Source organism: Janibacter sp. FSL W8-0316 (assembly GCF_038004165.1).
Classification (GTDB): domain Bacteria; phylum Actinomycetota; class Actinomycetes; order Actinomycetales; family Dermatophilaceae; genus Janibacter; species Janibacter indicus.
On the sequence record NZ_JBBOQX010000001.1, the window covers coordinates 1,026,438 to 1,052,360 of the forward strand.

Here is a 25,923-nt window from a genome sequence, read left to right on the forward strand (position 1 = left end):
GCCCCACCGTCACTCGTCCTCGTCGACGACCATCGCCGACCCGCCACCGGCACGCGTCGGCTCGGCCGAGGCCTCGAGGTCGTCGAGCCCGTGGACCCGGATCCCCGTGGCATTGCCGATCCGGTCGACCTTCTTGGTCGTGTGGCCCAGCGAACGCAGGTAGTCACCGACGTCGCCGTCCGCGAGCGCCGGCTCGAGCTCGGTCGCCGAGCCGTTGCGCGAGGAGACCCGTGGCGCGGCGAGCGCGTCGCCGATGGCCAGGTCGCGGTCGACGACCCCGCCGACGAGCTGGGCGACGGTCGTGATGATCGTCGCGCCGCCCGGGCTGCCAGCGGTCATCCAGGGCGTGCCGTCCTCGAGGACGATGGTCGGGGCCATCGACGAGCGCGGCCGCTTGCCCGGGCCGGGCAGGTTGGGGTCGGGGACCCCGTCGGTCACCGGCGTGAAGTTGAAGTCGGTCAGCTCGTTGTTGAGCAGGAAGCCGTAGCCCGGGACGACCATGCCGCTGCCGCCGTACTGCTCGATCGTCAGCGTGTAGGTCACGGTGTTGCCGTCCTTGTCGACCGCGGTCAGCGAGGTCGTGTGCTGGTCCTCGGACCCGACGGCGGTGGTCTCGGTCGAGGCCTGGCAGTCGTCGTAGGAGCCGTCCGGCTGGCCGAAGGGGACGGGGCGGGTCATCGCCGAGTCCTCACCGAAGAGGCACGAGCGCTCGTCGGCGAAGTCCTGCGAGAGCAGCTCCTGCGTCGGCACGTCGGGCACGTCGCCCACCCAGCGGTTGCGGTCGGCGAAGGCCGTGGCGGAGGCCTCGGCGAACCAGTGCGCCCACTCCCCCTCGCTGAGGTCCTGCGTGCGCTTGCCGGTGCGCTCCTCGTAGGACTCGAGCAGGTTGAGGATCTCGCCGACGGCGATGCCACCCGAGCTCGGCGCCGCCATGCCGTAGATGTCGAGGCCCCGGTGCTCGCTGTGGGTGGGCGCCTTGACCTTGGCCTCGTAGGCACGCATGTCCGAGCGGGTCATCTGCCCCGAGGGGACGGTGACCCCCGGCGCCGTGCGGGGGTTGCGCGCGGTGTCGACGACCGCCTCTCCCATGGCACCGCGCTGCATGGCCGCTGACCCATGGGTGCGCAGCTGCCGGTAGGCCTTGGCCAAGTCGGGGTTGCGCAGGACGGCACCGACCTTGATCGGCTCACCGCCGGGCAGGTAGATCTTCGCCGTGTCGGGGAACATCGCGAAACGCTCGGCGTTGTCGGCGGTCGCGTCATGGAAGGTCTGGTCGACGACGAAGCCCTTGCGTGCGGTCTCCTCGGCCGGCTTGAGCAGCTTGTTGAGCGACATCGTCCCGTAGCGCTCGGCGGCCATCTCCCAGGTCGCGGGCGTGCCCGGGACACCTACGGAGAGACCGGAGTTGACCACCGTGTCGAAGTCCATCGCCTTGCCGTCGGCACCGACGAAGACCTTGTCGTGGAAGCTCGCCGGCGCGGTCTCACGGCCGTCGATGGTCTCGACCTTGCCGGTGTCGGCGTCGTAGTGGACGAAGAAGCCGCCGCCCCCGATACCGGAGCTGTAGGGCTCGACGACGCCGACGGCGGCGGCCATCGCGACAGCCGCGTCGGCGGCATTGCCGCCTCGCTCGAGCACGTCGATGCCGATCTGGCTGACGATGGGGTCGACGGACGCGACGGCCCCGCCGGCGCCGCGCATCACGGGGACCTTGGGCAGGTCGTGTCCGACAGGTGGCGGCCCGGGGTCGGCGGTCGCGGCGCCCCCGGTGGCGGCGGTCAGGGCCAGGGCCCCGGCCGCGAGAGTGCTGATCAAGGTCGTGGCGCGTCCCATGGGGTCCACGCTAGATGTGATCGGCCTCACGTGCAGCGCGAGGACGAAGGGGGTCACACGAGCGTGGTCGTCCCGTCGGCCACGAGCACGGCCGGTCCGGCGAGCTCCACCTCGCGCCCGGGCAGCAGCCGCACCCGCAGCGTGCCCCCGGGAACCTCGACCGTGTACTCGCTCGGGGCGTCGACGTCGCCGGACCAGAAGGCCGTGCCGATCGCCGCGGCGCACACGCCGGTGCCGCACGAGCGGGTCTCGCCGACGCCGCGCTCGTGGACGCGCATCGAGATCCGGCCGGGCCCCAGGACCCGCACGAACTCGACGTTGCTGCCCTCCGGCGGCACGGGGTTGACCGCCGGCGGGCGGCGCAGCCGCAGGCCGTTGAGGTTGACGTTGGGCGGCAGCGCCACGACCGTGTGCGGGTTGCCGAGGTCGAGCGAGAGAGCCGAGTAGGGCTCGGTGACGTCCTCGGCCTCCTCGACGTGGACGAGCGCGTCGAAGCCCTGCGCCAGGGCCTTCGCCTCGTCGACGAAGCGCCACTGCCCCATGTGCGTCACGACCTGCTCCCCCTCGAAGCGGATCCCCTTGAGACCGGCTCGGGTAGCGATGGAGAACTCGTCGCCGACAAGTCCCTCGCGCCGCAGCCAGGTCGCGAAGACCCGTGTGCCGTTGCCGCACATCTGGGCCAGCGAGCCGTCGTGGTTGCGGTAGTCCATGAACCACTCGGCCTCGCCGGCGAGTGACCGGACCTCCTCCTCGGCCGCGTCGGCGGTGCGCACGATCCGGATGACGCCGTCGCCACCGATGCCGGCCTGGCGGTCGGCGAGCAGGGCGACCTGCGAGGGGGTGAGGTCGAGCTCGGCGTCGAGGTCGGGGACGAGGACGAAGTCGTTCTCGGTCCCGTGGCCCTTGGTGAATCGCAGCGTCATGGGGTCCATTGTGCCGGTCGGGTCGTCAGGCCCACGGCGCTCCTCCGCAGCCCGGGCGCGGCCGCGTCGAGCCACTGCACCCGCGGGTCGGGCCGCAGCCAGGACTCCTGCCGGCGGGCGTATCGCCGGGTCGCACGCGCGGTGTCGGCGATGGCCTCCTCACGGCCCCAGCGTCCGTCGAGCTCGCCCAGCGCCTGCGCGTAGCCGATCGCCCGTGATGCGGTGCGCCCGTCGCGCAGCCCGGCGGCATCGAGTCGCCGGACCTCGTCGAGCAGACCGGCCTCCCACATCGCACGGGTGCGCCGGTCGATCCGGTCGGTCAGGGCGTCCCAGTCGTCGCGCAGGGCGATGACGAGCGAAGGGCGTCGGTACCGCTTCGTGGGTGCCGTCGCCGAGAAGGGACGGCCGGTGATCTCGACGACCTCGAGCGCGCGGATGATCCGCCGGATGTTGTTGGGTTCGATGGCGTCTGCGGCTGCCGGGTCGACCTCCCGCAGCCGACGACGAAGGGCGGCGCGCCCCCCTTCGCCCTGCGCCTGCTCCTCGAGCCGCGCCCGCACGGCGGGGTCGATGGGCGGGATGTCGAGGTGGTCGAGCGCGGCCCGGACGTAGAGGCCGGAGCCACCGGCGAGGATCGGCACGCGTCCACGCCCGAGGATGTCGACGATCGCGGCCTCGGCCCGGGCCTGGAAGTCGGCCAGCGTGGCCTCGTCGGTCACCTCGAGGACGTCGAGGAGGTGGTGCGGGACCCCCCGCCGCTGGGCGACGGGCAGCTTGTTGGTCCCGATGTCCATGCCCCGGTAGAGCTGCATGGCGTCGGCGTTGACCACCTCGCCGCCGAGCTCCTCGGCGAGGTCGAGCGCGAGGTCGGACTTGCCGGTGGCGGTGGCCCCGACGACGGCGACGACCTCGGGGCGGTGCAGCCCGCTCACTCCTCGTCGTCGTGCCCGAAGGGGTCGGGCCCCTCGCCGGGCAGCCAAGTGTTGCCGGGCACGCCCCAGCCCTCGGCCTTGATCGCCTTGCGCGCCTTCTTCTTCCACTTGTCACCCAGTCGGTCGACGTAGAGGAAGCCGTTGAGGTGGTCGTACTCGTGCTGCATGCAGCGGGCGAACCACCCGGTGGCCGAGAAGGCGATCTCCTTGCCGTCCCAGTCGTAGCCGGTCACCTCGGCGCGCTCACCCCGACGAAGGGGGAAGGAGTAGCCGGGGACGGACAGGCAGCCCTCGGACTCGTGGTCGCGGTCCGGCTCGCCGACCGCCGGCTTGCTCGCCTTGACGTAGGGGTTGATGACGTGGCCGAGGGAGGGCACGCCGTCCTCGTTGGCCATGCTCCACGTGTAGATCCGCAGACCGATCCCGATCTGCGGGGCGGCGAGGCCAACACCGTGGGCGGCCTCCTGGGTGGCGTACATGTCCTCGACGAGGGTGCGCAGCTCGGCGTCGAAGTCGGCGACCGGCTGGGCGCGGGTGTGCAGCACCGGCTCGCCGCAGATGGTGATGGGGTGGATCGTCATGGTCGGCATCGTATGTCGCCACGGCGCGCGGTCGGCACCTGCACGCAGGACGACGCCGGGACCGGACAGGGGGTTCCGGCCCCGGCGTCGCGGGGTGTGTCCGGCGTCAGTGCTGCCGGACGGTCTGGGGGCCTCAGGCCTGCTTGATGGCCGAGAGGTCGAGGGTGAGAGTGACCTTCTTCGAGACGAGGACGCCACCGGTCTCGAGCGCGGCGTTCCAGGTGAGGCCGAAGTCCTCACGGTCGACGTCGGTACGGGCGGTGAAGCCGGCGCGGATGTTGCCGAAGGGGTCCTGGGCGGTGCCCTCGTACTCGGCGGCGAGCTCGACCTGGCGGGTGACGCCCTTGATCGTCAGGTCGCCGACGAGGGTGAACTCCTCGCCCTTGACGTCCTTGATGCCCGTGCTGGCGAAGGTGATGACCGGGTTGTTCTCGACGTCGAAGAAGTCGGCCGACTTCAGGTGGCCGTCGCGGTCGGCGGAGCCGGAGTCGATCGAGGCGACCTGCATCGTGGCGGTCGCCGTCGAAGCGGCGAAGTCGTCGGCGACGGTGATCGTGCCCTCGAGCTCGCGGAAGTAGCCGCGGACCTTGGTGACCATCGCGTGGCGGGCGACGAAGCCGACCTCGGAGTGGCTGGCGTCGAGGACGTAGGTACCGGCGGCCAGGTCGGCGAGGGGGGTGATGGCGGCGGACTCGGTCATGAGGTGCTCCTTGCGATGTGGGGTGGTGTCTGGGTGCACACATGACAGTAGACCTGCTTTGTTGTCGTGTCAACTATTGGATTTTCAACGACATGTACATGCTACGTCCCCAGCGGTTGAAGCGCGCGGGATGACGTGTTTGGCTGGTGGCACGGCCCGTCACCGGGCAACCCGACACGAAGGAGAACACCATGGGGTTCGACGATCTGAAGGGCAAGGCGACCGACGCGCTGGGCGACAACAGCGACAAGGTCGAGCAGGTGAGCGACCAGGGCCTCGACAAGGCCGGCGAGTTCGCTGAGGGCAAGGGTGCCAGCTCCGAACACGCCGACAAGGGCAAGGACTTCCTCGACGGCAAGATCGGCGAGTGAGGCTGCCTCACTGACAGCACGAAGGGGGCTGGTCACCGTGACGGTGACCAGCCCCTTCGTCGTGCTCGGGTGGTGCGGGCGAGGCCTCAGGCCCCGCAGGCCGGACCGGTGGTCGCCACCGGTGCCGGAGCGCCGATGCTCGGCATGCCCAGGCTGACACCGGGCTTGGCCACCGCGCCCTCGGCACCCTTGTCCTGCAGCGCCGCCCACGCGTCGCCGCCGCGCGTGCGCCGCACCGCGAAGGCCCCGCCCTCGAGCGCCGAGTCGGCGACGAGGTGGTGCGGGGCGCCATAGGTGACGCCGACGGTCACCATGTCGCCGGGGCGCGGACGCTCCGCCTCGGGCAGGTCCTCCGGCAGGGCGAAGTGGACGAGCCGGTTGTCGGGCGCGCGGCCGCTGAGGCGCGCGGTCTCGCGGTCCTTGCGCCCCTCCCCCGTCGCGACGAGGACCTCGAGCTCACGACCCTCCTGCTCGCGGTTGCCGACCCAGGAGATCTCGTCCTGCAGTGCGACGAGGCGCTCGTAGCGCTGCTGGACGACCGCCTTGGGCACCTGGTCGGGCATCGTCGCCGCCGGCGTGCCGGGCCGGATCGAGTACTGGAAGGTGAAGGCGGAGCTGAAGCGCGACTCGCGCACGACCCGCAGCGTCTCCTCGAAGTCGTCGTCCGTCTCCCCGGGGAAGCCGACGATGATGTCGGTCGTGATCGCCGCGTCGGGGATGCGGTCGCGGACGCGCTCGATGATCCCGAGGAAGCGCTCGGAGCGGTAGCTGCGACGCATCGCCTTCAGGACCCGGTCGGAGCCGGACTGGAGGGGCATGTGCAGGCTCGGCATGACATTGGGCGTCTCGGCCATCGCGTCGATGACGTCGTCGGTGAAGGCGGCGGGGTGCGGGCTGGTGAAGCGCACCCGCTCCAGACCGTCGATGTCGCCGCAGGCCCGCAGCAGCTTGCCGAAGGCGAGCCGGTCGCCGAACTCGACGCCGTAGCTGTTGACGTTCTGGCCCAGGAGGGTGACCTCGACGACGCCCTGCGCGACGAGCGCCTCCACCTCGGCGAGGATCTCGCCGGGACGGCGGTCCTTCTCCTTGCCCCGCAGCGCCGGGACGATGCAGAAGGTGCAGGTGTTGTTGCACCCGACGGAGATCGAGGTCCAGCCCGAGTAGGCCGAGTCACGGCGGGTCGGCAGGGTCGAGGGGAAGGTCTCGAGGGCCTCGAGGATCTCGACCTGCGCCTCCTCGTTGTGGCGGGCCCGGTCGAGCAGCGCCGGCAGCGAGCCGATGTTGTGGGTGCCGAAGACGACGTCGACCCAGGGGGCGCGCTCGACGATCGTGTCGCGGTCCTTCTGCGCCATGCAGCCACCGACGGCGATCTGCAGGTCGGGGTGGCGCTGCTTGAGCGGACGCAGCTGCCCGAGGTTGCCGTAGAGCTTGTTGTCGGCATTTTCGCGGACGGCGCAGGTGTTGAAGACGACGACGTCGGCGACCTCCCCGCGCTCGTCGGCGGGCAGGCTCGCGCGGTCGACGTAGCCGGCGGTCTCGAGGAGGCCAGCGAGTCGCTCGGAGTCGTGAACGTTCATCTGGCACCCGTGGGTGCGCACGTCGTAGGTCTTGGATGCAGCACTCATGTCAGTCGAAGGGTAGTCGCCCGCCAGAGCAAGCAGTAACGCAAAACCCTCAACACTGGCGTCCAGGTGACGTTGCTCAGATAACATGCTGACACCATGAGCACCGCAGACCAGGACCAGGACCCGGCCGATCTGGTCGTGCTGCTTGCCGACGACGCGCGGCCCGTGGGGACCGCCCCTCGGGCCGACGTGCACACAGACCGCACGCCGCTCCACCTCGCCTTCTCGTGCCACGTCACCGACGGCACCGGCCGCCTTCTCCTCACCCGACGCGCCCTCAGCAAGCGGACCTGGCCGGGGGTCTGGACGAACGCCTTCTGCGGGCACCCTCGCCCGGGCGAGGACCCCCTGGACGCGGTACACCGCTACGCCGAGCACGAGCTCGGGCTCCGGCTGGACCACCTCGAGCCCCTGCTCCCAGATTTCCGTTACCGAGCGGTCGACGCCTCGGGCATCGTCGAGCACGAGGTCTGTCCTGTCTGGCTCGCCCATACGACATCGGACCCGAGCCTCAACCGAGACGAGGCCGTCGAGGCCCGATGGGTGACGCCGCACGAGCTGAGGACGACGGCCGAGGTCGCGCCGTGGGCACTCAGCCCGTGGCTCGTCCTCCAGCTCGACGAGCTGCCTGCTGGCCGAAGCGCCCTCGACCAGGTCGGCCAGGCCGTATGACGTCGGCACCCCGTCACGCCGAGCCCACCTCTGTGACCGCATCGCCGGCAGCGGCCGTGTCGGCGGATGAGCTCAGCGACGCTCAGGTCCTGCGGGACGCCTTGGCCGCGGCAGGCAGCGGCGGCAAGCGCTTCCGCCCTCGTCTCGTCCGTTCGGTCCACGACCTGCTCGGCGGTGACGCCGGCCCGGCCGTCAACCAGGTCGCCGACGCCGTGGAGATGCTGCACACCGCCTTCATCGTCCACGACGACGTCATCGACGGCGACGACCTCCGACGGGGTGCGCCGAGCACGCCTGGCCGTTTCCACGCCGACGCGCTCAGAGTCGGCGCCCCGGCGGCTGCGGCCCGCTCCTTCGCCACCGCCGGCGCGATCCTCACCGGGGACCTGGCGCTCGGCGCGGCCATGCGGGCCGTGGCCGCGGCACCCATGCCGCGTGAGCGGATGCTCCAGCTGCTCGACCTCTTCGATCACACCCTGGCGGTCTCGGCCGCAGGAGAGCTGGCCGACGTCCGCCTCTCGCTCGGTTCCGAGGAACCGACGCTGCAGGAAGCGCTGAGCGTCGCCGAGCACAAGACCGCGGTGTACTCCTTCAGCCTGCCGATGCAGTGCGGCGCCGTGCTCGCCGACTCCCCGGACCGGCTCGTCGACGGCCTCGGCCGCATCGGGCGGCACCTCGGCCTGGCCTACCAGCTGGTCGACGACCTCACCGCGGTCTTCGGCACGCCGGCCCAGACCGGCAGGCCCGGCATCGCCGGTGACCTACGCGAGGGCAAGCGCACACCGCTCGTCGTCCACGCACGCACCACCTCGGCATGGCCTGTTCTGGAGCGCCATCTCGGTGATCCCGACCTCGACGAGCAGGGCGTCGAGCACGTCCGGGCCGCCCTCACGACTGCTGGATCACGCTCCTTCGTCGACGACCTCGCCACGCAGCAGCTGCGCGAGGCCACCACACTCGCCGAGGACCTCAGCCTGCCACCCGAGCTCGTGACGTGGGTGGGCGAGGTCGCGGGCTCCCTCGAGGGCGGCGTGGCATGACAGCGGCCCGACAGCAGCGTGACGAGGCCCCACCCCACGTCCGCTACGACGCGACCGCCCAGGCCGCTGCCGAGCTCGTCATCGCCCGGTACTCGACCTCCTTCGGTGCGGCGAGCAGGCTGCTCGCCGAGCCCGTCCGGGGGCGCGTGCGCAGCATCTACGCCCTCGTCCGGGTCGCCGACGAGATCGTCGATGCTCCCCGCCCCGACGTTGCCACCGACGAGCAGCGCGCTGTGCTCGACCATCTCGAGCGCGAGGTGAGCGTCGCGCTTGACCGCGGCCTGAGCTCTGACCTCGTCGTCCATGCCTTCGCCCGGACAGCGCGAGCATGCGGGATCGGCATGGACCTCATCGAGCCCTTCTTCGCCTCGATGCGCAGCGACCTCACTCGCACCACCCACGACGAGGAAAGCTTCGCGAGGTACGTCTACGGCTCGGCCGAGGTCGTGGGTCTCATGTGCCTGCGCGTCTTCCTCGCCGACGAGCCCGACGCCCAGGCCAGCTACGACCGGCTCGCCCCGGGGGCTCGATGCCTCGGGGCCGCCTTCCAAAAGGTGAACTTCTTGCGAGACATCGCCGCCGACCGCGACGAGCTCGGTCGCCGCTACTTCCCGGGCGTCGACCCGCACCGCATCGACGACGCCGACCGTGACCGGCTCCTCGACGACCTCGACAACGACCTCGCCCTCGCTGCAGCCGCCGTCGAGCAGCTGCCGCCGAGCAGCAGACGTGCCGTCCGGGTGGCGCACCGGCTCTTCGCCGAGCTGTCTGGCCGACTGCGCGAGACCCCCGTGGAGCGGCTGCGCCACGAGCGGGTCCGGGTCCCGGGCCCCCGCAAGGCCGCGATCGTGCTCGACAGCGTCGTTCGAGGCCGACGATGAGGCCCCTGCCTTGGACCGGTCGGACCAGCCAGCCGCGCGAGCCCGGGACCGCCTGCATCATCGGTGGCGGTGTGAGCGGGCTGGCCACCGCAGGGCTGCTCGCCGCTGACGGCTGGCAGGTGGATCTCGTCGAGCGCTCGGAGCGGCCCGGCGGTCGGGCGGGGCTGTGGGAGCACGACGGCTACCGCTTCGATACCGGGCCGTCGTGGTACCTCATGCCCGAGGTCTTCGCCCACTTCTTCGAGATGCTCGGTACCTCCGTCGACGCCGAGCTCGACCTCGTCCGGCTCGACCCGGGCTACCGGGTCTTCTTCGAGCATGATGACGAGCCGGTCGACGTGCGGGCGACCCGTGCAGCCAACGAGGCGCTGTTCGAGTCCCTTGAGGCCGGTGCTGGGTCGGCACTGTCGGACTACCTCGACTCCGCGCGCCACGTGTACGAGCTCGCCGTCGACCGCTTCCTCTACACGAGCTTCGACTCCAGCGGCTCGCTGCTCAACACCGACGTGCTGCGCAACGGGCCCCGCCTCTCGAGCCTGCTGACTCGTTCACTCGAGTCCCACATCGCCACCCGCTTCGACGACGCACGGCTGCGTCAGATCCTCGGCTACCCCGCTGTCTTCCTCGGCACCTCGCCAGACCGCGCCCCGAGCATGTACCACCTCATGAGCTGGATGGACCTCGCCGAGGGCGTGCTCTACCCGGCAGGGGGCTTCACGACAATCGTCGACGCCCTCGTGCGGGTGGCCGAGCGCCACGGCGTGCGGCTGAGGACGAGCACGACCGCGACTGCCATCCGCACGACTGCCGCGCGCGGTCGGCGTGCCCGAGTGATCGGCGTCGACGTCACCGGCCCGGACGGGGAGACCCAGGAGATCCCGTGCGATGCCGTGATCGGGGCGGCCGACCTGCACCACGTCGAGACCGCGCTGCTCCCCGAGCACCTCCAGACCTACCCGCAGTCGTGGTGGGAGCAGGTCGACCCCGGGCCAGGGGGTGTGCTCGCGATGCTCGGCGTCGACGGCGAGCTGCCGCAGCTCGCCCACCACTCGCTCTTCTTCACCACCGACTGGCGGCGCAACTTCGACGACATCCTCGGCCCTGAGCCCCGGGTGCCCGACCCGGCCTCGATCTACGTGTGTCGGCCGTCGGCGAGCGACAGCACCGTCGCCCCCGCCAGCAAGGAGAACCTCTTCGTCCTCGTCCCTGTCCCCGCCGACCCCACGATCGGCCGGGGCGGCACGGACGGCGCCGGTGACCCCGGGGTGGAGCGAACCGTGGACGCGGCCATCGATCAGATCGCTGCATGGGCGGGCGTGCCGGACCTTGCCGAGCGCGTCGAGGTCCGGCGCACCGTCGGGCCGGAGGACTTCGTGCAGGACCTGTCGTCCTTCTCCGGGAGCATGCTCGGACCGGGACATGTCCTGCGCCAGAGCGCCTTCTTCCGCGCTGACAACGTCTCGAAGAAGGTCGACGGCCTCTACTACGCGGGCTACTCGACCCGCCCCGGCATCGGGCTGCCGATGTGTCTCATCAGCGCCGAGCTCGTGCTCAAGCGGCTGCGGGGCGATACCTCGAGCGGGCCGAGCGTCACCCCGACCGCCGATGCCGAGGTGGGCTGAGTGGGTCTGCTCTACCTCGGCTTCGTCGTGGTCTCCACGGTCTGCATGGGTCTCGTCGACCACCGGTGGCGCCTCGCCCTCTTCGACCGGCCCGCCCGCACCCTCGCCGTCGTCGCGGCAGGCTCATCGCTCTTCCTCGTGTGGGACCTCGTGGCGATCGAGTCGGGCATGTACGTGCGTGGCGAGTCGCCCGCGATGACCGGCATCGAGCTGCTGCCCGAGCTCCCCGTCGAGGAGATCTTCTTCATCGTCTTCCTCAGCTACCTCACGTGCGTGCTCCACGGGCTCTTCTCGAGCCTGATCCCCCGCGGCGAGGTGACCTCATGACCTACGCCGGCCTGGCCGTCTGCTTCCTCGCCGCCGCGGCGCTCGTCCTCGTCGCCGCCGCCGTGCTGCGCCGACCCGACCGGCGCTGGTGGCTCGCGACCGCTGCGACGGCGCTGGCGCTCGTCCTGCTCACCGTGATCTTCGACAACCTCATGATCGCCGCCGACCTCTTCCGCTTCGACCAGGCCCAGCTCTCCGGCATCCGCATCGGCCTCGCACCGCTCGAGGACCTCGCGTGGCCGGTCGCGGCCGCTGCCATCCTGCCCGCGCTCACGCTCCTGCTCGATCTCGACCACCCACGAGCCACCCGCGGAGCCCAGCGATGAGTGCCGCAGCGCAGCAGCGGTCGGCTCAGTCCTCTCCCTTCGCCCAGGTCCTCGCGTCCTCCCGGCCGCTGTCGTGGGTCAACACGGCCTACCCCTTCGCCGTCGCCTACCTGCTCGCCGGCGGGCGGGTGGACCTCGCCTGGGTCGTCGGGACGCTGTGGTGCCTCGTGCCCTACAACCTGCTCATGTACGGGGTGAACGATGTCTTCGACTACGAGTCGGACATCCGCAACCCCCGCAAGGGAGGAATCGAAGGGGTCGTCCTCGATCGTGGCCTGCACCGGGCCACCCTGTGGTCGGTGGTGGTGTCGAACCTGCCCTTCGTCGTCGCGCTTGTCCTCCTCGGCGATCTCCGCTCGACCCTCGTCCTCGCGGTGAGCGTCTTCGCACTCGTCGCGTACTCAGCCCCAGGGCTGCGATTCAAGGAGCGGCCCTTCCTCGACTCGCTGACGTCGAGCACCCACTTCGTCAGCCCTGCCGTCCTCGGCATCGCGCTGGCCGGTGGCACCTTCGACCCAGTTACCCTCGCCGCGCTCACCGGGTTCTTCGCCTGGGGGGTCGGGTCGCACGCCTTCGGCGCGGTGCAGGACATCGAGGCCGACCGGGCAGGCGGCATCGCTTCGATCGGCACCGTCCTGGGGGCGCGGCGCACGACCGGCTTCGCCCTGCTCGCCTACCTCGTCAGCGGGCTGCTCCTGCTGGCCCTGCCCTGGCCAAGCACGCTCGCTGCGGCCCTCGTCCTGCCCTACCTCGCCAACGTCGTGCCGTACCTACGGCTCGAAGAGGCCGAGTGCGAGCGCGCGCACGCAGGCTGGCGACGCTTCCTCTGGCTCAACTATCTCACCGGCTTCCTGCTCATTCAGCTGATCATCGTCGCGACAATCGGCCTGCCCGGTCGCTGACCTCGAGACGCGCCCGCTCGATGCGGTCGCGCCACCGCAGCCACGGCGGGTGCACCTGCCAGTTGAGCTCGAGGGTCCGCACAGCCCGTGCGAAGCGCCGACGCACCTGCGCGGCCCCACGCAGCGACCGGGCCGAGACCCCGACGTGCAGGCCGCGCGCCAGCCGAACCCTTCGGCCCGGCCCGAGGACGAAGGCGAGGTCCATGTCGTCGTGCACCTCGGGATCCTCGCGGTGCACCTCGTGGCGGACGGCGAGCCAGGTGCTGCGGCGAACGGCCATGCTCGAGCCCCACAGCGCGGTCTGGCCGAGCGCGAGGTGGCTCAGGACGTAGTACGCACCGAGGTACAGCGCAGCCACCGGCGGCCCGAGTGGGCGGGGCAGGTCGTAGAAGGTGCCGGTGCCGGTGACGGCGCTCACCGCAGGATCGGCCATGGCCCGGGCGACCCCCTCGACCCAGCCCGGGCCGGGACGGGAGTCGGCGTCGAGACGGGCGATCACCTCGCCGCGGGCAGCGTCGTAGCCAGTTGCCGCAGCAGGGGGGATTCCGACCCGTGGCTCGTGCATCACCGTCGCTCCGTGCGCCCGTGCGACTGCTGCCGTGTCGTCGCTGGAGCCGTTGTCGACGACGACGACCTCGAGCGGCGGCACGTGCTGCCGGGCGAGCAAGGTCAGACAGGTGCGCAGGGCCACGGCGTCGTTGCGAGCCGGGATGACGACGGAGACGCTCGGCAGGCCGTGCCCAGCGGGTGCTCTCATCCTGACCCCTCGGGCTCAGGTCTACTCAGGGCGAGCAGGACCGCGGCGACGACCGCCCCGACCACCCCGGCCCCGAGATCGCCGAGCGTGTCCTCGTACCCCACCTGGATGCGGTCGTCGAGGACGGTGTGCCCGAACCACTCACCCATCTCCCAGAGGAGGGCGAGGGTCGTGGCCAGGGTGCTGCTCACGACGACGACCCCCAGCCGAGCCATGCCCTCACCGAAGAGCCCGAGCCGCTCGAGCGCGGCGTAGCCGATCGCGCCGACGAGGCCGGTCAGTGCGGCATGCACGACGACATCGAGCCAGCTGACGGCGAGGTACCAGTCGAGCATCGCGGCCCAGGCGCCGACGAGGATCGTCGCGCAGTAGGAGAGATCGAGCGGCGCGGGGGTCCCCAGGGCGCGGGGGATCATCGAGCCTCCGAGCACGAGCATGAAGAGCGCGAAGCCCATGAATCCCCAGCCGAGCGTGCCGAGCACCACGCTCAGGGCCGCCGCGAGGCGCACGAGATCCGTGGCGACCGGGCGGAGCGGGTCCCGCTGGCTCTGCCGTCGCGGCGCAGTCAGGGGCAACCCGCCGACCCCTCAGCTGACCCGGGTGAAGGTGATCTCGACGTCGAGCTCGGAGAGCTCGGGTCCGGCGTACATCCCCCGGAAGGGCGCGACGTCGTCGTAGTCGCGGCCGCGGCCGACGACGACGTGGTCGAGCCCCACGGGCGCGAGGTTCGTCGGGTCGTAGGGCATCCACGCGCCGTCCCAGATCTCGATCCAGGCGTGCGACTCGCCGGGGCAGGACCGCCCGCGCTCGAGGTCGGGCTCGCTCGCGACGTAGCCGGAGACGTACCGGGAGGGGATGCCGATGCAGCGCAGCGCCGCGAGGGTGATGTGCGCGAAGTCCTGGCACACGCCCTGCCCCTTGGACCAGGCGTCCTCGGCGGTGTCGGAGACCTCCGTGACGCCCTTGGCGTAGCTCATCCGCTCGTGGACCTGCGTCGAGATCGCCTGGGCAGCAGCCCGTGGGGTCGGCTCGTCGCGAGCCGCCTGCGCGATCTTCGTCAGCTCCTCGGTGGTCGTCGTGCGCGGGGTCGCGGTGATGAGCTCGCTCAGCAGGTCACGGGTCTGCTCATTGGCCAGCGCATCCCAGCCGGTGCCGCTCGCCTCCGCGACTGTCTCCGCGCGCTCGACGGTCGACATCGCCTCGATCTCGAGGGTGTCGTGCGCGCCCTGGGACTCGACCGCCATGACCTGGGTGCCCCAGTGGTCGGTGTAGACGTTGCTCCACGAGTGCGGGCGTACCCGGATCCGCGCCTCGAGCGTGGTCTGCCCGGGCTCGCTCAGCGGCGTCATCCGCAGCTCGTTGTGCGAGGCGACGACGTCGCCGTCGTAGCGCATGACCGTCCGGTGCACGATGCGGTGCCGTCGGGTACTCACAGGATCTCCCCCGTCCACTCCTGGACCGGGCCCGACATGAAGTAGCGGGCCCCGATCGCGTCCGATGCCTGGGTGACCGACTCCTGGACCAGACCCATCATCGCGGGCAGGTCGTCCAGGACGTCGTCCGGGTCGGCGTACTCGAGCTGGGTGCGGGTCTGGCCGAGGATGCGGCGGGCCTCGTCGGAGAAGCCCACGCGGTCGGTGTCCGGCGAGAGGGTCGTCAGCCGGTCCTCGGCCTCACGCAGGGACGCGAGGACCGAGCGCGGGAAGCGACGGTCCAGCGAGAGGAAGGCCGCAGCGGTGCGGTCGGTGATGACACCCCGCATGGTGCGCAGCATCGCCTGCTGGGCACCGCAGCTCGCGAGGACGACGCCCCAGTTCGGGCCGCCGTCGATCGCGCCGGTCGCCACGATCCGAGCCGTCATGTCGGCACGCTCGAGCGACCGCCCGAGGCTGAGGAAGTCCCACGCCTCGTCGTGGCTCATCGTCGAGTCGGCGATGCCGGCGACGAGGGCGGCGCGCTCGGTGACCCAGCCGAGGTGCTGCTGGGTCGCGGTCTGCGCCCCGAGGCCGTTCCACCGGTGCCAGGAGGTGTTGATGACCTCCCACAGCTCGGTAGAGAGGGTCTCCCGGGCCCGGCGGGCATTCTCCCGCGCGGCCAGCCACGAGCCGGAGATGGCGCTCGGGTTGTCCGCGTCGAAGACGAGCCGGCTGGCCACGTCGGCGTAGGTGACATCGGGGCTGACGTCGTCGAGCCCCATGATCCCGCCGAGAAGCATCCACGAGGTGTAGTTCACGTCCTGCCCCGGGTCCTCGATGAGCGAGAGCCGCAGCACGTCGACCATGCGCGCGGTGCCGTCGGCGCGCTCGATGTACCGGCCGATCCAGAAGAGCGAGTCCGCGATCCGGCTGAGCATCAGGCCTCCTCCCCTGCCGTCGAGTCATGGTCCGGGCCCGCCTGCGGTGGCGAGGTGTCCCCCGGCTCGGTCTCGGAGTCGAGCAGCTCGGTGGGCGGCGCGCTGTCGTCGCTCGGCATCGGACGGTTCGTGCCGAGGAGGATGACCTCATCGCCACTCGTCGGGACCTTGGCGTAGCGGCCGGCGAGCACCCACGTGTCCTTCGAGCCACCGCCCTGGCTGGAGTTGACGACGAGTTGCCCCTCGGGCAGCGCGACGCGGGTCAGCCCGCCGGGCAGCACCGTCACCTGGTCCCCGTCGTTGACGGCGAAGGGGCGCAGGTCGACGTGCCGAGGGCGCAGCTGCCCGTCGATGAGCGTCGGCACGGTGGAGAGCTGGACGACGGGCTGGGCGATCCAGCCCCGCGGGTCCCGCTCGAGGTTGGCGCGCAGCTCGTCGAGCTCCTCGCCGCTCGCCTTCGGGCCGATGATCAGTCCCTTGCCGCCTGAGCCGTCGACCGGCTTGACGACCATCTCGTCGAGGCGGGAGAGGACCTCCTGGAGGGCCTCGGGCTCGTTGCAGCGGTAGGTGTCGACACCGTGGAGGATCGGCTCCTCGTCGAGGTAGTAGCGGATGAGGTCAGGCACGTAGGAGTAGACGAGCTTGTCGTCGGCGACGCCGTTGCCGATCGCGTTGGCCAGGGTGACCCGACCCGCCCGGACGGCGGAGATGAGACCGGTCACCCCGAGCATCGAGTCGCGACGGAAGTGCACCGGGTCGAGGAAGTCGTCGTCCACCCGCCGGTAGATGACGTCGACCCGCTCCTCGCCGCGCGTCGTGCGCATCCGGACCTCGCCGCCGCGGACGACAAGGTCACGACCCTCGACGAGCTCGACACCCATCATCCGCGCGAGGAGCGTGTGCTCGAAGTACGCGCTGTTGTAGACGCCGGGGGTGAGCACCACGACGGTCGGGTCGGTGCGGCCCTCGGGAGCAGCCGCACGGAGCGCCTCGAGCAGGATGCGCGGGTAGTGGTGGACCGGGCGGATCCGCATCGTCGCGAAGGCCTCGGGGAAGACGTTGGCCATGGCACGCCGATTTGCGATGACGTAGGAGACGCCGGACGGCACCCGGACGTTGTCCTCGAGGACGCGGAAGTCGCCCTGCTCGTCGCGGATGAGGTCGATGCCCGAGACATGGGCCCGGACGCCGTTGGCGGGGCGCAGACCGGCCACGGCGCGGTGGAAGTGGCTCGAGGTCGCGATGAGCCGCCACGGGATGATGCCGTCCTCGACGGCCCGTGGCATAGCCCCTTCGCGTGAGTAGATGTCGTCGAGGAAGGACTCGAGGGCGAGCACCCGCTGGGCGACTCCCCGCTCGACGGTCTGCCAGCTCTCCGCGTCGATGACGCGCGGCACGGCGTCGAGCGGGAAGGGGCGCTCCTCCCCGGCGTGGTCGAAGGTCACGCCCTGGTCGAGGAACATCCGGGCGAGCGCGTCGGCGCGCTCCTCGAGGCTCTCCGGGTCCATCGCGCGCAGCGTGTGGTGGATCGGCTTGTACGGAGCGCGGGGCTCTCCCGATCCATGGTCGAACATCTCGTCCCACGCGTCCCCGGTCGGGTAGTCGTCGAACATGCTCGGCCCCTCGGCGGTCGCGGGGTTCCCCCGGCCCTGGGACTGTCGTTGTACCTGGGTCACCCCCACACCATAGGGCCCCGACGTTGCCGCGATGTTTCCCCCCGGAGGCCTCTTTCGGCAGGCCTCTGCGACGATGTCGCTGTGGTGACCATCGACCTCAACGCGGACCTCGGCGAAGTCTTCGGCCGGTGGGCCCTGACAGACGACGAGGGCCTGCTCGACGTCGTGACGAGCGCCAACGTCGCGTGCGGCTTCCACGCTGGGGATGCCGCACGATGTAGCGCGTCGTCGCCCTGCGCGCCGAGCGCGGCGTCGTCGTCGCAGCGCAGGTCTCCTACCGCGATCTCGCGGCTTTCGGCCGTCGCTTCATCGACGTCGACCCGGCGGGGCTGACGGCGGAGGTCGTCTATCAGGTGGGCGCCCTGCGCGCCTTCGCCGAGGCGGTCGGGGTCCGCGTCGCCTACGTCAAGCCGCACGGTGCGCTCAAACGCGGTCGTCCACCACGAGGGGCAGGCTGCCGCTCTCGTCGAGGCCGTGCGGCTGCTCGGCGACGACCTCGTCGCGCTCGGGCTGCGGGATCGGCTTGGCTGCGTCGTGCCGAGGACGCCCGCGCCGTGCGGGGCGCACCGTCCTCGGCACCCTCGACCCACGCGTGACGACGACGGCGGTAGCCGCTCCCCTGCGCTCAGCCGCCGGCACGCTTGGCCGGCCCACCGGGGGCGCGACGAGCCGGGCCCACGAGATCTCCGTCGTCGAGGTCGCCTTCGCCGGCTTCACCTATCTCGCCGGCGCACGCTCACGAGCGCGGAGTGGTCGGTGACGGCAGACGTCGACCGGGTCGGGGCGCGGCTGCAGGGACCCACCCTCGAGCGAGCCGTCACCGACGAGCTGCCGAGCGAGGAGGTGGTCCGCGGATCGTGCGACCGTGCGGCCCAGCTAGTGCCGGGTGCTCGCGTGCGGCTCAGTCGCGCTGGTGCTCCGGCTCGGCGTCGAGCGCCTCGGTGATGACCACTCTGGCGACGTCGTGCCCGTAGCCCTTGCGGGCGAGCATGCCCGCCAGCCTGCGGGTCTGGACGGCCCGGTCCAGGCCGTGCATCGAGCGCAGCTTCTTGGCGACGAGCTCGTGGGCGCGCGCCCGCTCGTCCTCCGGGTCGACCTCGTCGAGGAGTGACTGCGCGAGCTCGTCGTCGACGCCCTTGGCCCGCAGCTCGTGCGAGATCGCCCGACGAGCCAGACCGCGGCCGGCCTGCTTGGAGCGGATGAAGGCCTGCGCGTAGGCCTCGTCGTCGACGAGCCCGACCTCCTCGAAGCGGTCGAGCACCTCGCGGGCCACCTCGGGCGGGCAGCCCTTGCGGGTCAGCGCCTCCTGCAGCTGCTTGCGGCTCTTGGGCGCACCGGTCAGCTGACGCAGGACGACCGCTCGGGCGACCGCGTGGGGGTCGGAGTCGGCGTCTCGCGTCGCCGGCTCCGGCGGCGGAGTCGGCGGGTCGCCTGCCCGCTCCTCGATGGCGGAGACCGCCGCACGCAAGCCCTCGAGTCGCTCGTGGGTGCGCGCGGCGGCCGGCCGGTCGTGCTCGCTCATGGAAGGGGACCTGATCAGAAGTCGACCGGGACCTCGGCCGGCGTCTCCTCCTCGGCCTCGGGCTGGACCCCGATGCCGAGCTTGGTCTTGATCTTGGTCTCGATCTCCTCGCCGAGCTGGGGGTTGTCCTTGAGGAACTTGCGGGCATTTTCCTTGCCCTGGCCCAGCTGGTCGCCCTCGTAGGTGTACCAGGCACCGGCCTTGCGGATGAAGCCGTGCTCGACACCCATGTCGATGAGGCCGCCCTCGCGAGAGATGCCCTGCCCGTAGAGGATGTCGAACTCGGCCTGCTTGAAGGGCGGGGAGACCTTGTTCTTGACGACCTTGACGCGGGTGCGGTTGCCGACCGGGTCGGTGCCGTCCTTGAGCGTCTCGATGCGCCGCACGTCGAGCCGGACCGAGGCGTAGAACTTCAGCGCCTTGCCACCGGTGGTCGTCTCGGGCGAGCCGAACATGACGCCGATCTTTTCGCGGAGCTGGTTGATGAAGATCGCCGTCGTGCCGGAGCTGTTGAGCGCACCGGTGATCTTGCGCAGGGCCTGGCTCATGAGTCGGGCCTGCAGACCCACGTGGCTGTCGCCCATCTCGCCCTCGATCTCGGCGCGCGGCACGAGCGCCGCGACGGAGTCGATGACGATGATGTCGAGCGCACCCGAGCGGATGAGCATGTCGGCGATCTCGAGCGCCTGCTCACCGGTGTCGGGCTGGCTGACGAGGAGGGCGTCGGTGTCGACACCCAGCTTCTTGGCGTACTCGGGGTCGAGCGCGTGCTCGGCGTCGATGAAGGCCGCGATGCCGCCGGCGCGCTGGGCGTTGGCCACGGCGTGCAGGGCCACGGTCGTCTTGCCGGAGGACTCCGGGCCGTAGACCTCGACGACCCGGCCGCGGGGCAGGCCGCCGATGCCGAGGGCCACGTCGAGCGCGATCGCACCTGTCGGGATGACCGCGATGGGCGGACGCACGTCGTCGCCCAGGCGCATCACCGCGCCCTTGCCGTGCTGCTTCTCGATCTGGCCCATGACGTTGTCGAGGGACTTGAGCTTTTGCTCGTGGAGCTTGCTGTCGATGGCGGTGACCTCAGCCATGCCACACCTTCCTTGTCGTCGTGTCGGGCGCGTCCACCGGCGACCAGGTCCACACGGTCGGACGTGTCGTGCGCTCTGGTCAGACGCTAGGGGCCGCCACCGACAACGGTCCGCAGCTGCCGTGGGGCTGTGGACACCGGTGCTGTCGGTCGGGCACCTGTGGACAACCGTAGCCGAACACGTGTTCGAGGTCGGGAGCGACGCGCCGACACGCCGCACTCCCCCTTCGGACTACGAACGCAGGAGGGTCTCGATCCGTCGCGAGGTCGCCCAGACACCGACCGCGCCGAGCGCGACGAGGTAGCCGACGTGCCACAGCAGGCCCCACCCGACCTCGCCGAGCATGAGCCCCCGCTCCAGCGCCACCCCGTGGTAGAGCGGCGTCGCCTGGACGATCGGCTGCGCCCACCCCGGGTAGGTCCCGAGGGGGAAGAAGGTCGCCGACAGCAGGAAGAGTGGCTGGATGACGAGCATGACCCAGTCGAAGTCCACCCACGAGCGCATGAAGGTCGTCGCGAACATGCCCACGGCCGAGAAGGCCAGCCCGATGAAGACCGCTGCCGGCACCGCGAGGAGCGACCACCACGACTCGACGACGCCGACCGCGAGCGCCACGAGGTAGAAGACGAGCGCGTAGACCCCGCCCCGGATGAGCGACCAGACGACCTCGCCGACGGCGATGTCGCGCGGGCCCAGCGGGGTCGCGAGCATCGCGTCGTAGATGCGGGCGTAGCGCAGCTTGAAGAAGACGTTGAAGGTCGAGTCCATGATCGCGCCGTTCATCGCCGACGCGGCGAGCATGGCCGGCGCGACGAAGGCCGCGTATCCGACCTCCTGCCCGCCGTCGGTCACGACGACGGGCACGAGCGACCCGACCCCGATGCCCAGGGAGAGCAGGTAGAAGACCGGCTCGGCGAAGCCGGTGACGAAGGCGGCCCACTGGCGCCGGAAGCCGACGACATTGCGCTCGACGACCGAGCGCCACATCGCCAGGCCGGGCGTGAGGACACCGGTGGTCACGAGACCAGCCTGCGCGTCATGCCGGTGCGGGCATAGAGCCAGCCGGCTCCGACGAAGAGCACGAGCACCGCCAGGTGCACGAGGTCGAAGGGGGCGAAGCTCCCGTGGGCGGCAGCCCGGCACAGCTCCACGCCGTGCCACAGCGGGGTCACCCAGGCGAGCACCTCGAGGACGATCGGCAGGCGCTCGACGGGGAAGAAGGCGCCGGAGAAGAGCATGAGGGGCGTGATGACGAGCCGGTAGACGACGTTGAAGGAGGAGTCCCCCTTCGCCCGGGCCGTGAAGCCGAAGAGCGGCACCGCGAAGGCGAGCGTCACGAGCACACCGATCGGCACCGCGAGCAGCACCCACCACGACGTGAAGCTGCCGAAGAGCGCGGCCACGAGCACGAAGGCGGCCGCGGCGAACCCGCCCTGCGCGGCGATGACGGCGAGGTGGCCGAGGAGGAGGTCGCTCACCGTGAGCGGGGTGGCGAGCATCGAGTGGTACATGCGGTTCCACGTGAAGAGCCCGTAGACCGGGTAGGTCGACTCGCTCACGGCCGTCATCATCGCCTGGACCGCGATCATCGCCGGGGCCACGAAGAGCAGGTAGGGCACGCTGTCGACCCCGCCGGACGCGTCGTCGACGAGCGAGCCGAGCCCGATCCCCATGGCCAGCAGGAAGAGCAGCGGCATGACGAAGCGGCTGAAGACCGACCCCATCCACGTGCGCCGGTAGACGAGTCCGAAGTAGGCGGCCACGGCCCCCACCCGCTCCGTCGGACGAAGGGGGGACCGCTCGCCGTGGACGTGGCGCGCGGTGGGACTCTGCAGCTGGACGGTCGCCATCAGTCGACGAGCGTCCGTCCGGTGAGGTGCAGGAAGACGTCCTCGAGGCTCGACCGGCGCACGATCGAGGAGACGGGCTGCAGGCCGCGCGCGTGCACCGCCTCGAGGGTGCCGTCGCCGTGGTCGGTGTAGACGAGCAGGCGGTCGGGCAGGGCCTCGACGCGCTCGTCGATGCCCTCGACGAGGTCGGCCGCGTGGAGGTGGTCGTCGACCGGCAGGCGCAGCTCGAGCACCTCTCTCGTGGAGTGGGTCTGGATGAGCGAGCGGGGTGAGCCCTCGGCGACGATCCGACCGTGGTCCATGACGACGAGCCGGTCGCACAGCTGCTCGGCCTCGTCCATGTAGTGCGTCGTGATGATCAGCGTGACGCCCTGGCGCTTGAGCCGGAAGAGCCGGTCCCACAGCACGTGCCGGGCCTGCGGGTCCAGGCCGGTCGTCGGCTCGTCGAGCAGGAGGATCTCGGGGTTGTTGATCAGGGAGCGGGCGATCGTCAGGCGGCGCTTCATGCCACCGGACAGGGGCTCGACCTTGTCCTTGCGGCGCTCGGTGAGCTGGGCGAAGTCGAGCAGCTCGTCGGTGCGCTCGCGGATGACCGTGCGCGGCAGGCCGAAGTACCGGCCGTAGACGTGCAGATTTTCCTCGACGGTGATCTCCTCGTCGAGGTTGTCCTGCTGGGGGCAGTTGCCCAGGCGCGCGCGCACGGCGGCGCCGTCGGTCACCGGGTCGAGGCCGAAGATCCGCAGGTCGCCCCCGGTCGGCGGTGAGGTCGCGGCGACCATCTTCATCGTCGAGGACTTGCCGGCGCCGTTGGGGCCGAGGAAGCCGAAGGACTCCCCCCGGGTCACCTGCACGTCGATGCCGTCGACCGCGGTGAAGTCGCCGAAGGTCTTGGTCAGACCCGAGGCGCTCAGCAGGACGTCGTTCACTCCGGCACCTCGTTGGCGATCTCGGGCGGGACGGGCATCGGCTCCCGGTCGATCCCGAGCCGGCGGTGCGGCGGGATGTCGAGGTCCTCGCACAGGGCCTCCCACACCCGGCGCGGGGACTCCCCTTCGTCCAGGGCGGTGGCGACCGTGCGGTCACCGAGCGCCTGGACCACGTGGCCGCGCGCCAGCGTGTGGGCATAGGCCGCCCCGAACTCGTCCTCCATGAGGGTCCAGAAGTGACTCAGCCGCACCCGGCGAGTGTATGTGCCCACCGGCAGGCATACTGCAGCCACGACGAGAGGACAGGAGGGCGCCGGATGGATGGCCCGACGACCCCCTGGCGGATGCCCGCCGAGTGGACCCCGCACGAGCGCACGTGGATGGCCTGGCCGAGCAACGGCTATACGCTCGGCGACACCCCCGCGGAGATCGACTCCGCGCGCAGCACGTGGGCCGCGGTGGCCCGGGCGGTCGCCCGCTTCGAGCCGGTGACGATGGTCGTCGCGCCGAGCGACATCCACCGCTGCCGCGAGTACCTGCGCAACGACACCGCCCACCCCATCGACATCGTCATCGCCGACCTCGACGACGCGTGGATGCGTGACATCGGGCCGACCTTCGTGCTCTCCCCCACCGGTGAGCTCGGCGGCGTCGACTGGATCTTCAACGGCTGGGGGGCGCAGGAGTGGGCCACCTGGGACCTCGACGCGCGCATCGCCTCGCGGGTGGCCGACGCGGCGGGGGCCCACCACCTGCCGTCGTCGATTGTCAACGAGGGCGGCGGGATCCACGTCGACGGCGAGGGCACGGTCCTGCTCACCGAGACCGTCCAGCTCGACCCCGGTCGCAACCCCTCGGCGACGAAGGCGGACATCGAGGCCGAGATCGGCCGACAGCTGGGGGTCGACACCTTCGTCTGGCTGCCGCGCGGGCTGACACGAGACTACGACGAGTTCGGCACCCGCGGGCACGTCGACATCGTCGCGACCTTCACCGCGCCCGGTCACGTGCTGCTGCACTGGCAGGGTGACGAGTCGCACCCCGACCACGCGGTGAGCCGTGAGATCGAGGCGGTGCTGCTCGCGGCCCGCGACTCGGCAGGTCGCCCGCTCGAGGTGACGCGCATCCCGGCACCGCAGACCCTCACCGACGACGAGGGTCCGGTTGACTGGTCCTACGTCAACCACCTCGTGTGCAACGGCGGCGTCGTGGCCTGCGTCTTCGACGACCCCCACGACGAGCGCGCCCTCGAGGTGCTCCGCTCGGTCTACCCGGGCCGCGAGGTCGTCGGCGTCGACGCCCGGCCGCTCTTCGACCGGGGTGGCGGCATCCACTGCATCACCCAACAACAGCCGGAGTCCTCGTGAGCTTCTCCTCCTTCGTCCGCGGCCGTGCGGACCTGCTCGCCTACGCCCCCCTCGCGCTGGCGACGACTGCTGCCGATGTGCTCGGTCGCGACCGCGCACGTCTCGACCAAGGTGGCGCTCGCCCCGACGCTCGCCGCGGGCGTCCTGGCCACGCGCTCGCAGCGCGGGGCGGCCCGCACCGGCACGCTGCTCGCTGCCCTCGTCGGGTCGACGATCGGCGACTGGTTCATGTACCGCTCGAGCCGGACCGAGGGTGACGAGTCCCGTCGGCTCATGCAGATCGGGGCGAGCGCCTTCGGGGTGCAGCAGGCCGGGCTCGTCGCGCTGCTGCTGCGCGACGGCGCCCGCCCCCACCGGCAGCCGGTGGCCGTCACCGGGGCGACCCTCGCCGGCCTCGCGGTGCTCGACACCGATGGCGGTGCCCCGGACCCGGTGCTGACCGGCTACGGCCTGCTCCTCGGATCGATGTCGGCGTTGGCCATGGGCGACGGCGAGCGTCCGCGCAACGGTCGGGCCGTCGCGCTGGGCGGCGCGCTCTTCCTCGTCTCGGACGCGGCGATCATCGTCGGCCAGCAGTACGCGAAGACCCCTCGGGCACAGGCGATCTCGTCTGCCGTGATCCTCTCGACCTACACGGCGGCGCTGGGCCTGCTCGTCCACGGACTGCGCGACGAGGGCTGAGGGCCGGTTCAGCCCATGCCGGTGACCTCGTCCCACCACCGACGGAGATCGTCGACACCGAACTCGTCCATGGTCATCAGCTCGAAGGTGACGAAGTCTCCAGCCGCACGCCCCAGAAGCGCCTCCAGACGATCGATGTCCTCGGTCGCGAGATCCGAGGAGCTGACGGAGAGCAGCAGGGCGTCACCGGCGGCCGACTCCTCCATGTCCCACTCAGTCGGCGCGTCGCGGACCACCTGGGCGAAGTTGCCGCGAGGTCGGACCTCCACCATCTCGTCGTCGAGACGCTGCTCTGCATCGTCGTAGGACACTCCACCCGACACCGAAGGTACGATCAGCAGCTGGAGCTCGCTGTCGTCCGCTCCCTCGCGAAGGTCGTGAGTGTCCACGTCGTCGCTGGCCACGTGCTCTCCTCCGCGCCAACGCGTCTCGTCGTCGAGGTCATCGATGAACTCCCAGGTCCACGCCAGGACGGCCCGCTCCACGTCCTCCCGTGCTCGGACGTCCGCCCACCGCTCCGAGGAGCGCGACCACGGTCCGCCCGAGTGACGCACCTCGACGTCCACTCCCCACAACGGATGATCGACCACCGGCGGGATGCCCGCCCAGGCTCGCTGCCAGGCGCCGCCGGCCGTGAAGACCTCGACGCCTCGTTCCCAGTGCTCCCACCGCACCGCGCCGAGGGACACGCAGAGCTCGTCGTCCTCGACTCCCGCCGTGGCCAGAACCACCCACGGGCCCACGCGATAGCACGCCCAGTCCGACGCGAGGTACTCCCCCGTCATCATCTGCACTTCCTCGGGCCCAGCATCCGTGCGCGACCACGCATCCCGGACGGTGCGCAGGTCTGGTCTCGGGAGTGGCTCGCCCAGCTTGGGCAGGAGGATGTCTGGCACGTTCATGGCGGCTGTGGGCACGGGCCGATCATGACGCATCCGGCCTCACCAGTGGCACGAATGCGGGGGAAGGCA

General features: G+C 71.1%; 32 protein-coding genes. 14 read left to right on the forward strand and 18 right to left on the reverse strand.

What is annotated here, in order from left to right:
• Window positions 1-9 precede the first annotated feature (9 nt).
• The 5 genes from ggt to NYE39_RS05015 all read right to left on the reverse strand — a co-directional run bounded on the left by ggt (window position 10) and on the right by NYE39_RS05015 (window position 4,969).
• Window positions 10-1,833, reverse strand: coding sequence for a gamma-glutamyltransferase (gene ggt / locus NYE39_RS04995; protein WP_341012001.1), 1,824 nt, complete (start codon window positions 1,831-1,833; stop codon window positions 10-12).
• Window positions 1,834-1,886: 53 nt separating this feature from the next.
• Entirely contained in the window at window positions 1,887-2,756 is an 870-nt protein-coding gene (dapF, locus tag NYE39_RS05000) for a diaminopimelate epimerase (RefSeq protein ID WP_192910487.1), read from the reverse strand.
• A complete protein-coding gene (gene miaA, locus NYE39_RS05005; RefSeq protein ID WP_341012002.1) occupies window positions 2,753-3,688 on the reverse strand; it encodes a tRNA (adenosine(37)-N6)-dimethylallyltransferase MiaA in 936 nt (311 codons plus the stop codon). The genes dapF and miaA overlap by 4 nt, the downstream gene beginning before the upstream one ends.
• Window positions 3,685-4,269 (reverse strand): peptide deformylase, encoded by a 585-nt coding sequence (gene def / locus NYE39_RS05010; RefSeq protein WP_072626257.1) that lies wholly within the window; start codon window positions 4,267-4,269, stop codon window positions 3,685-3,687. Before def ends, miaA begins: the two co-directional genes overlap by 4 nt.
• A 133-nt stretch (window positions 4,270-4,402) precedes the next feature.
• The gene (locus NYE39_RS05015) at window positions 4,403-4,969 is read right to left on the reverse strand and encodes a YceI family protein (protein WP_072624961.1); all 567 of its coding nucleotides are present in this window, start codon (window positions 4,967-4,969) and stop codon (window positions 4,403-4,405) included.
• Window positions 4,970-5,160: 191 nt separating this feature from the next.
• Here NYE39_RS05015 and NYE39_RS05020 point away from each other — a divergent pair, with 191 nt between their 5' ends.
• The gene (locus tag NYE39_RS05020) at window positions 5,161-5,340 is read left to right on the forward strand and encodes an Rv0909 family putative TA system antitoxin (RefSeq protein WP_072626258.1); all 180 of its coding nucleotides are present in this window, start codon (window positions 5,161-5,163) and stop codon (window positions 5,338-5,340) included.
• An 86-nt stretch (window positions 5,341-5,426) separates the two neighbouring features.
• Here the strand turns inward: NYE39_RS05020 and miaB are convergent, their stop codons facing one another.
• Window positions 5,427-6,965: a tRNA (N6-isopentenyl adenosine(37)-C2)-methylthiotransferase MiaB gene (gene miaB, locus NYE39_RS05025; RefSeq protein ID WP_072624962.1), complete on the reverse strand. Its 1,539-nt coding sequence runs from the start codon at window positions 6,963-6,965 to the stop codon at window positions 5,427-5,429.
• A 96-nt stretch (window positions 6,966-7,061) separates the two neighbouring features.
• Between miaB and idi the strand changes: the two genes are divergently transcribed.
• The 7 genes from idi to NYE39_RS05060 are packed head-to-tail and all read left to right on the forward strand — an operon-like array spanning window position 7,062 to window position 12,735.
• On the forward strand, window positions 7,062-7,637 hold the full coding sequence (gene idi / locus NYE39_RS05030; RefSeq protein ID WP_072624963.1) for an isopentenyl-diphosphate Delta-isomerase: 576 nt from the start codon (window positions 7,062-7,064) through the stop codon (window positions 7,635-7,637).
• Window positions 7,638-7,693: 56 nt separating this feature from the next.
• Window positions 7,694-8,677, forward strand: coding sequence for a polyprenyl synthetase family protein (locus NYE39_RS05035; RefSeq protein ID WP_072624964.1), 984 nt, complete (start codon window positions 7,694-7,696; stop codon window positions 8,675-8,677).
• Complete coding sequence (locus NYE39_RS05040; RefSeq protein ID WP_072624965.1) at window positions 8,674-9,558, forward strand: phytoene/squalene synthase family protein; 885 nt, start codon at window positions 8,674-8,676, stop codon at window positions 9,556-9,558. The genes NYE39_RS05035 and NYE39_RS05040 overlap by 4 nt, the downstream gene beginning before the upstream one ends.
• Window positions 9,555-11,180 carry a phytoene desaturase family protein gene (gene crtI, locus NYE39_RS05045; protein ID WP_072624966.1) on the forward strand — a complete coding sequence of 542 codons (1,626 nt, stop codon included), beginning with the start codon at window positions 9,555-9,557 and terminating at the stop codon, window positions 11,178-11,180. Before NYE39_RS05040 ends, crtI begins: the two co-directional genes overlap by 4 nt.
• Entirely contained in the window at window positions 11,181-11,507 is a 327-nt protein-coding gene (locus tag NYE39_RS05050) for a lycopene cyclase domain-containing protein (protein WP_072624967.1), read from the forward strand. It abuts the gene before it with no gap.
• Window positions 11,504-11,833, forward strand: coding sequence for a lycopene cyclase domain-containing protein (locus NYE39_RS05055; protein ID WP_072624968.1), 330 nt, complete (start codon window positions 11,504-11,506; stop codon window positions 11,831-11,833). The genes NYE39_RS05050 and NYE39_RS05055 overlap by 4 nt, the downstream gene beginning before the upstream one ends.
• Complete coding sequence (locus NYE39_RS05060; RefSeq protein WP_072624969.1) at window positions 11,830-12,735, forward strand: prenyltransferase; 906 nt, start codon at window positions 11,830-11,832, stop codon at window positions 12,733-12,735. The genes NYE39_RS05055 and NYE39_RS05060 overlap by 4 nt, the downstream gene beginning before the upstream one ends.
• Here NYE39_RS05060 and NYE39_RS05065 read toward each other — a convergent pair.
• The 5 genes from NYE39_RS05065 to NYE39_RS05085 are packed head-to-tail and all read right to left on the reverse strand — an operon-like array spanning window position 12,701 to window position 17,458.
• Window positions 12,701-13,492 (reverse strand): glycosyltransferase, encoded by a 792-nt coding sequence (locus NYE39_RS05065; RefSeq protein WP_072624970.1) that lies wholly within the window; start codon window positions 13,490-13,492, stop codon window positions 12,701-12,703. The genes NYE39_RS05060 and NYE39_RS05065 overlap by 35 nt on opposite strands.
• Window positions 13,489-14,067: a hypothetical protein gene (locus NYE39_RS05070; RefSeq protein WP_226282576.1), complete on the reverse strand. Its 579-nt coding sequence runs from the start codon at window positions 14,065-14,067 to the stop codon at window positions 13,489-13,491. Before NYE39_RS05070 ends, NYE39_RS05065 begins: the two co-directional genes overlap by 4 nt.
• A 12-nt stretch (window positions 14,068-14,079) precedes the next feature.
• Window positions 14,080-14,925, reverse strand: coding sequence for a transglutaminase family protein (locus NYE39_RS05075; protein ID WP_072624971.1), 846 nt, complete (start codon window positions 14,923-14,925; stop codon window positions 14,080-14,082).
• Window positions 14,922-15,845 (reverse strand): alpha-E domain-containing protein, encoded by a 924-nt coding sequence (locus tag NYE39_RS05080; protein WP_072624972.1) that lies wholly within the window; start codon window positions 15,843-15,845, stop codon window positions 14,922-14,924. The genes NYE39_RS05075 and NYE39_RS05080 overlap by 4 nt, the downstream gene beginning before the upstream one ends.
• Window positions 15,845-17,458, reverse strand: a complete 1,614-nt coding sequence (locus tag NYE39_RS05085; protein WP_072624973.1) for a circularly permuted type 2 ATP-grasp protein — start codon at window positions 17,456-17,458, stop codon at window positions 15,845-15,847. The genes NYE39_RS05080 and NYE39_RS05085 overlap by 1 nt, the downstream gene beginning before the upstream one ends.
• Window positions 17,459-17,605: 147 nt before the next feature.
• Here NYE39_RS05085 and NYE39_RS17280 point away from each other — a divergent pair, with 147 nt between their 5' ends.
• The 4 genes from NYE39_RS17280 to NYE39_RS05100 are packed head-to-tail and all read left to right on the forward strand — an operon-like array spanning window position 17,606 to window position 18,466.
• Entirely contained in the window at window positions 17,606-17,854 is a 249-nt protein-coding gene (locus tag NYE39_RS17280; protein ID WP_404813204.1) for a LamB/YcsF family protein, read from the forward strand.
• The gene (locus NYE39_RS17285; protein ID WP_404813242.1) at window positions 17,755-18,117 is read left to right on the forward strand and encodes a LamB/YcsF family protein; all 363 of its coding nucleotides are present in this window, start codon (window positions 17,755-17,757) and stop codon (window positions 18,115-18,117) included. Before NYE39_RS17280 ends, NYE39_RS17285 begins: the two co-directional genes overlap by 100 nt.
• Window positions 18,114-18,281 carry a hypothetical protein gene (locus tag NYE39_RS05095; RefSeq protein WP_205703155.1) on the forward strand — a complete coding sequence of 56 codons (168 nt, stop codon included), beginning with the start codon at window positions 18,114-18,116 and terminating at the stop codon, window positions 18,279-18,281. The genes NYE39_RS17285 and NYE39_RS05095 overlap by 4 nt, the downstream gene beginning before the upstream one ends.
• Window positions 18,278-18,466, forward strand: coding sequence for a hypothetical protein (locus NYE39_RS05100; RefSeq protein WP_226283308.1), 189 nt, complete (start codon window positions 18,278-18,280; stop codon window positions 18,464-18,466). The genes NYE39_RS05095 and NYE39_RS05100 overlap by 4 nt, the downstream gene beginning before the upstream one ends.
• Here NYE39_RS05100 and NYE39_RS05105 read toward each other — a convergent pair.
• The 6 genes from NYE39_RS05105 to NYE39_RS05130 all read right to left on the reverse strand — a co-directional run bounded on the left by NYE39_RS05105 (window position 18,423) and on the right by NYE39_RS05130 (window position 23,155).
• Window positions 18,423-19,043 carry a regulatory protein RecX gene (locus tag NYE39_RS05105; RefSeq protein WP_083546117.1) on the reverse strand — a complete coding sequence of 207 codons (621 nt, stop codon included), beginning with the start codon at window positions 19,041-19,043 and terminating at the stop codon, window positions 18,423-18,425. The two genes, NYE39_RS05100 and NYE39_RS05105, sit on opposite strands and share 44 nt — an antisense overlap.
• A 14-nt stretch (window positions 19,044-19,057) precedes the next feature.
• Window positions 19,058-20,128: a recombinase RecA gene (gene recA, locus NYE39_RS05110; RefSeq protein ID WP_072624974.1), complete on the reverse strand. Its 1,071-nt coding sequence runs from the start codon at window positions 20,126-20,128 to the stop codon at window positions 19,058-19,060.
• Between the two features lie 231 nt (window positions 20,129-20,359).
• Complete coding sequence (locus NYE39_RS05115) at window positions 20,360-21,148, reverse strand: ABC transporter permease (RefSeq protein ID WP_226282579.1); 789 nt, start codon at window positions 21,146-21,148, stop codon at window positions 20,360-20,362.
• Complete coding sequence (locus NYE39_RS05120; RefSeq protein ID WP_341012003.1) at window positions 21,145-21,978, reverse strand: ABC transporter permease; 834 nt, start codon at window positions 21,976-21,978, stop codon at window positions 21,145-21,147. Before NYE39_RS05120 ends, NYE39_RS05115 begins: the two co-directional genes overlap by 4 nt.
• Complete coding sequence (locus tag NYE39_RS05125) at window positions 21,978-22,904, reverse strand: ABC transporter ATP-binding protein (protein WP_341012004.1); 927 nt, start codon at window positions 22,902-22,904, stop codon at window positions 21,978-21,980. The genes NYE39_RS05120 and NYE39_RS05125 overlap by 1 nt, the downstream gene beginning before the upstream one ends.
• A complete protein-coding gene (locus NYE39_RS05130; protein WP_341012005.1) occupies window positions 22,901-23,155 on the reverse strand; it encodes a DUF3046 domain-containing protein in 255 nt (84 codons plus the stop codon). Before NYE39_RS05130 ends, NYE39_RS05125 begins: the two co-directional genes overlap by 4 nt.
• 66 nt (window positions 23,156-23,221) lie before the next feature.
• On the opposite strand from NYE39_RS05130, the gene NYE39_RS05135 reads away from it, so the two are divergent.
• Together NYE39_RS05135 and NYE39_RS05140 are read left to right on the forward strand one after the other, a co-directional pair.
• A complete protein-coding gene (locus NYE39_RS05135) occupies window positions 23,222-24,271 on the forward strand; it encodes an agmatine deiminase family protein (RefSeq protein WP_341012006.1) in 1,050 nt (349 codons plus the stop codon).
• 75 nt (window positions 24,272-24,346) lie between these two features.
• Window positions 24,347-24,952 carry a lysoplasmalogenase family protein gene (locus NYE39_RS05140; RefSeq protein WP_341012007.1) on the forward strand — a complete coding sequence of 202 codons (606 nt, stop codon included), beginning with the start codon at window positions 24,347-24,349 and terminating at the stop codon, window positions 24,950-24,952.
• An 8-nt stretch (window positions 24,953-24,960) separates the two neighbouring features.
• Here the strand turns inward: NYE39_RS05140 and NYE39_RS05145 are convergent, their stop codons facing one another.
• Window positions 24,961-25,869 carry a hypothetical protein gene (locus NYE39_RS05145; protein ID WP_341012008.1) on the reverse strand — a complete coding sequence of 303 codons (909 nt, stop codon included), beginning with the start codon at window positions 25,867-25,869 and terminating at the stop codon, window positions 24,961-24,963.
• Window positions 25,870-25,923 lie beyond the last annotated feature (54 nt).

What these genes read in the sequence shown, in the direction of transcription:
- NYE39_RS05080 (WP_072624972.1), bottom strand. Translation starts at nt 15,845, where the DNA reads ATGCTCAGCCGGATCGCGGACTCGCTCTTCTGGATCGGCCGGTACATC.
- NYE39_RS05140 (WP_341012007.1), top strand. Translation starts at nt 24,347, where the DNA reads ATGTGCTCGGTCGCGACCGCGCACGTCTCGACCAAGGTGGCGCTCGCC.
- crtI (WP_072624966.1), top strand. Translation starts at nt 9,555, where the DNA reads ATGAGGCCCCTGCCTTGGACCGGTCGGACCAGCCAGCCGCGCGAGCCC.
- recA (WP_072624974.1), bottom strand. Translation starts at nt 20,128, where the DNA reads ATGGCTGAGGTCACCGCCATCGACAGCAAGCTCCACGAGCAAAAGCTC.
- NYE39_RS05085 (WP_072624973.1), bottom strand. Translation starts at nt 17,458, where the DNA reads ATGTTCGACGACTACCCGACCGGGGACGCGTGGGACGAGATGTTCGAC.
- ggt (WP_341012001.1), bottom strand. Translation starts at nt 1,833, where the DNA reads ATGGGACGCGCCACGACCTTGATCAGCACTCTCGCGGCCGGGGCCCTG.
- miaB (WP_072624962.1), bottom strand. Translation starts at nt 6,965, where the DNA reads ATGAGTGCTGCATCCAAGACCTACGACGTGCGCACCCACGGGTGCCAG.
- NYE39_RS05135 (WP_341012006.1), top strand. Translation starts at nt 23,222, where the DNA reads ATGGATGGCCCGACGACCCCCTGGCGGATGCCCGCCGAGTGGACCCCG.
- NYE39_RS05105 (WP_083546117.1), bottom strand. Translation starts at nt 19,043, where the DNA reads ATGAGCGAGCACGACCGGCCGGCCGCCGCGCGCACCCACGAGCGACTC.
- NYE39_RS05040 (WP_072624965.1), top strand. Translation starts at nt 8,674, where the DNA reads ATGACAGCGGCCCGACAGCAGCGTGACGAGGCCCCACCCCACGTCCGC.
- idi (WP_072624963.1), top strand. Translation starts at nt 7,062, where the DNA reads ATGAGCACCGCAGACCAGGACCAGGACCCGGCCGATCTGGTCGTGCTG.
- def (WP_072626257.1), bottom strand. Translation starts at nt 4,269, where the DNA reads ATGACGATCCACCCCATCACCATCTGCGGCGAGCCGGTGCTGCACACC.
- dapF (WP_192910487.1), bottom strand. Translation starts at nt 2,756, where the DNA reads ATGACGCTGCGATTCACCAAGGGCCACGGGACCGAGAACGACTTCGTC.
- NYE39_RS05055 (WP_072624968.1), top strand. Translation starts at nt 11,504, where the DNA reads ATGACCTACGCCGGCCTGGCCGTCTGCTTCCTCGCCGCCGCGGCGCTC.
- NYE39_RS05120 (WP_341012003.1), bottom strand. Translation starts at nt 21,978, where the DNA reads ATGGCGACCGTCCAGCTGCAGAGTCCCACCGCGCGCCACGTCCACGGC.
- NYE39_RS05065 (WP_072624970.1), bottom strand. Translation starts at nt 13,492, where the DNA reads ATGAGAGCACCCGCTGGGCACGGCCTGCCGAGCGTCTCCGTCGTCATC.
- NYE39_RS05020 (WP_072626258.1), top strand. Translation starts at nt 5,161, where the DNA reads ATGGGGTTCGACGATCTGAAGGGCAAGGCGACCGACGCGCTGGGCGAC.
- NYE39_RS05015 (WP_072624961.1), bottom strand. Translation starts at nt 4,969, where the DNA reads ATGACCGAGTCCGCCGCCATCACCCCCCTCGCCGACCTGGCCGCCGGT.
- NYE39_RS05060 (WP_072624969.1), top strand. Translation starts at nt 11,830, where the DNA reads ATGAGTGCCGCAGCGCAGCAGCGGTCGGCTCAGTCCTCTCCCTTCGCC.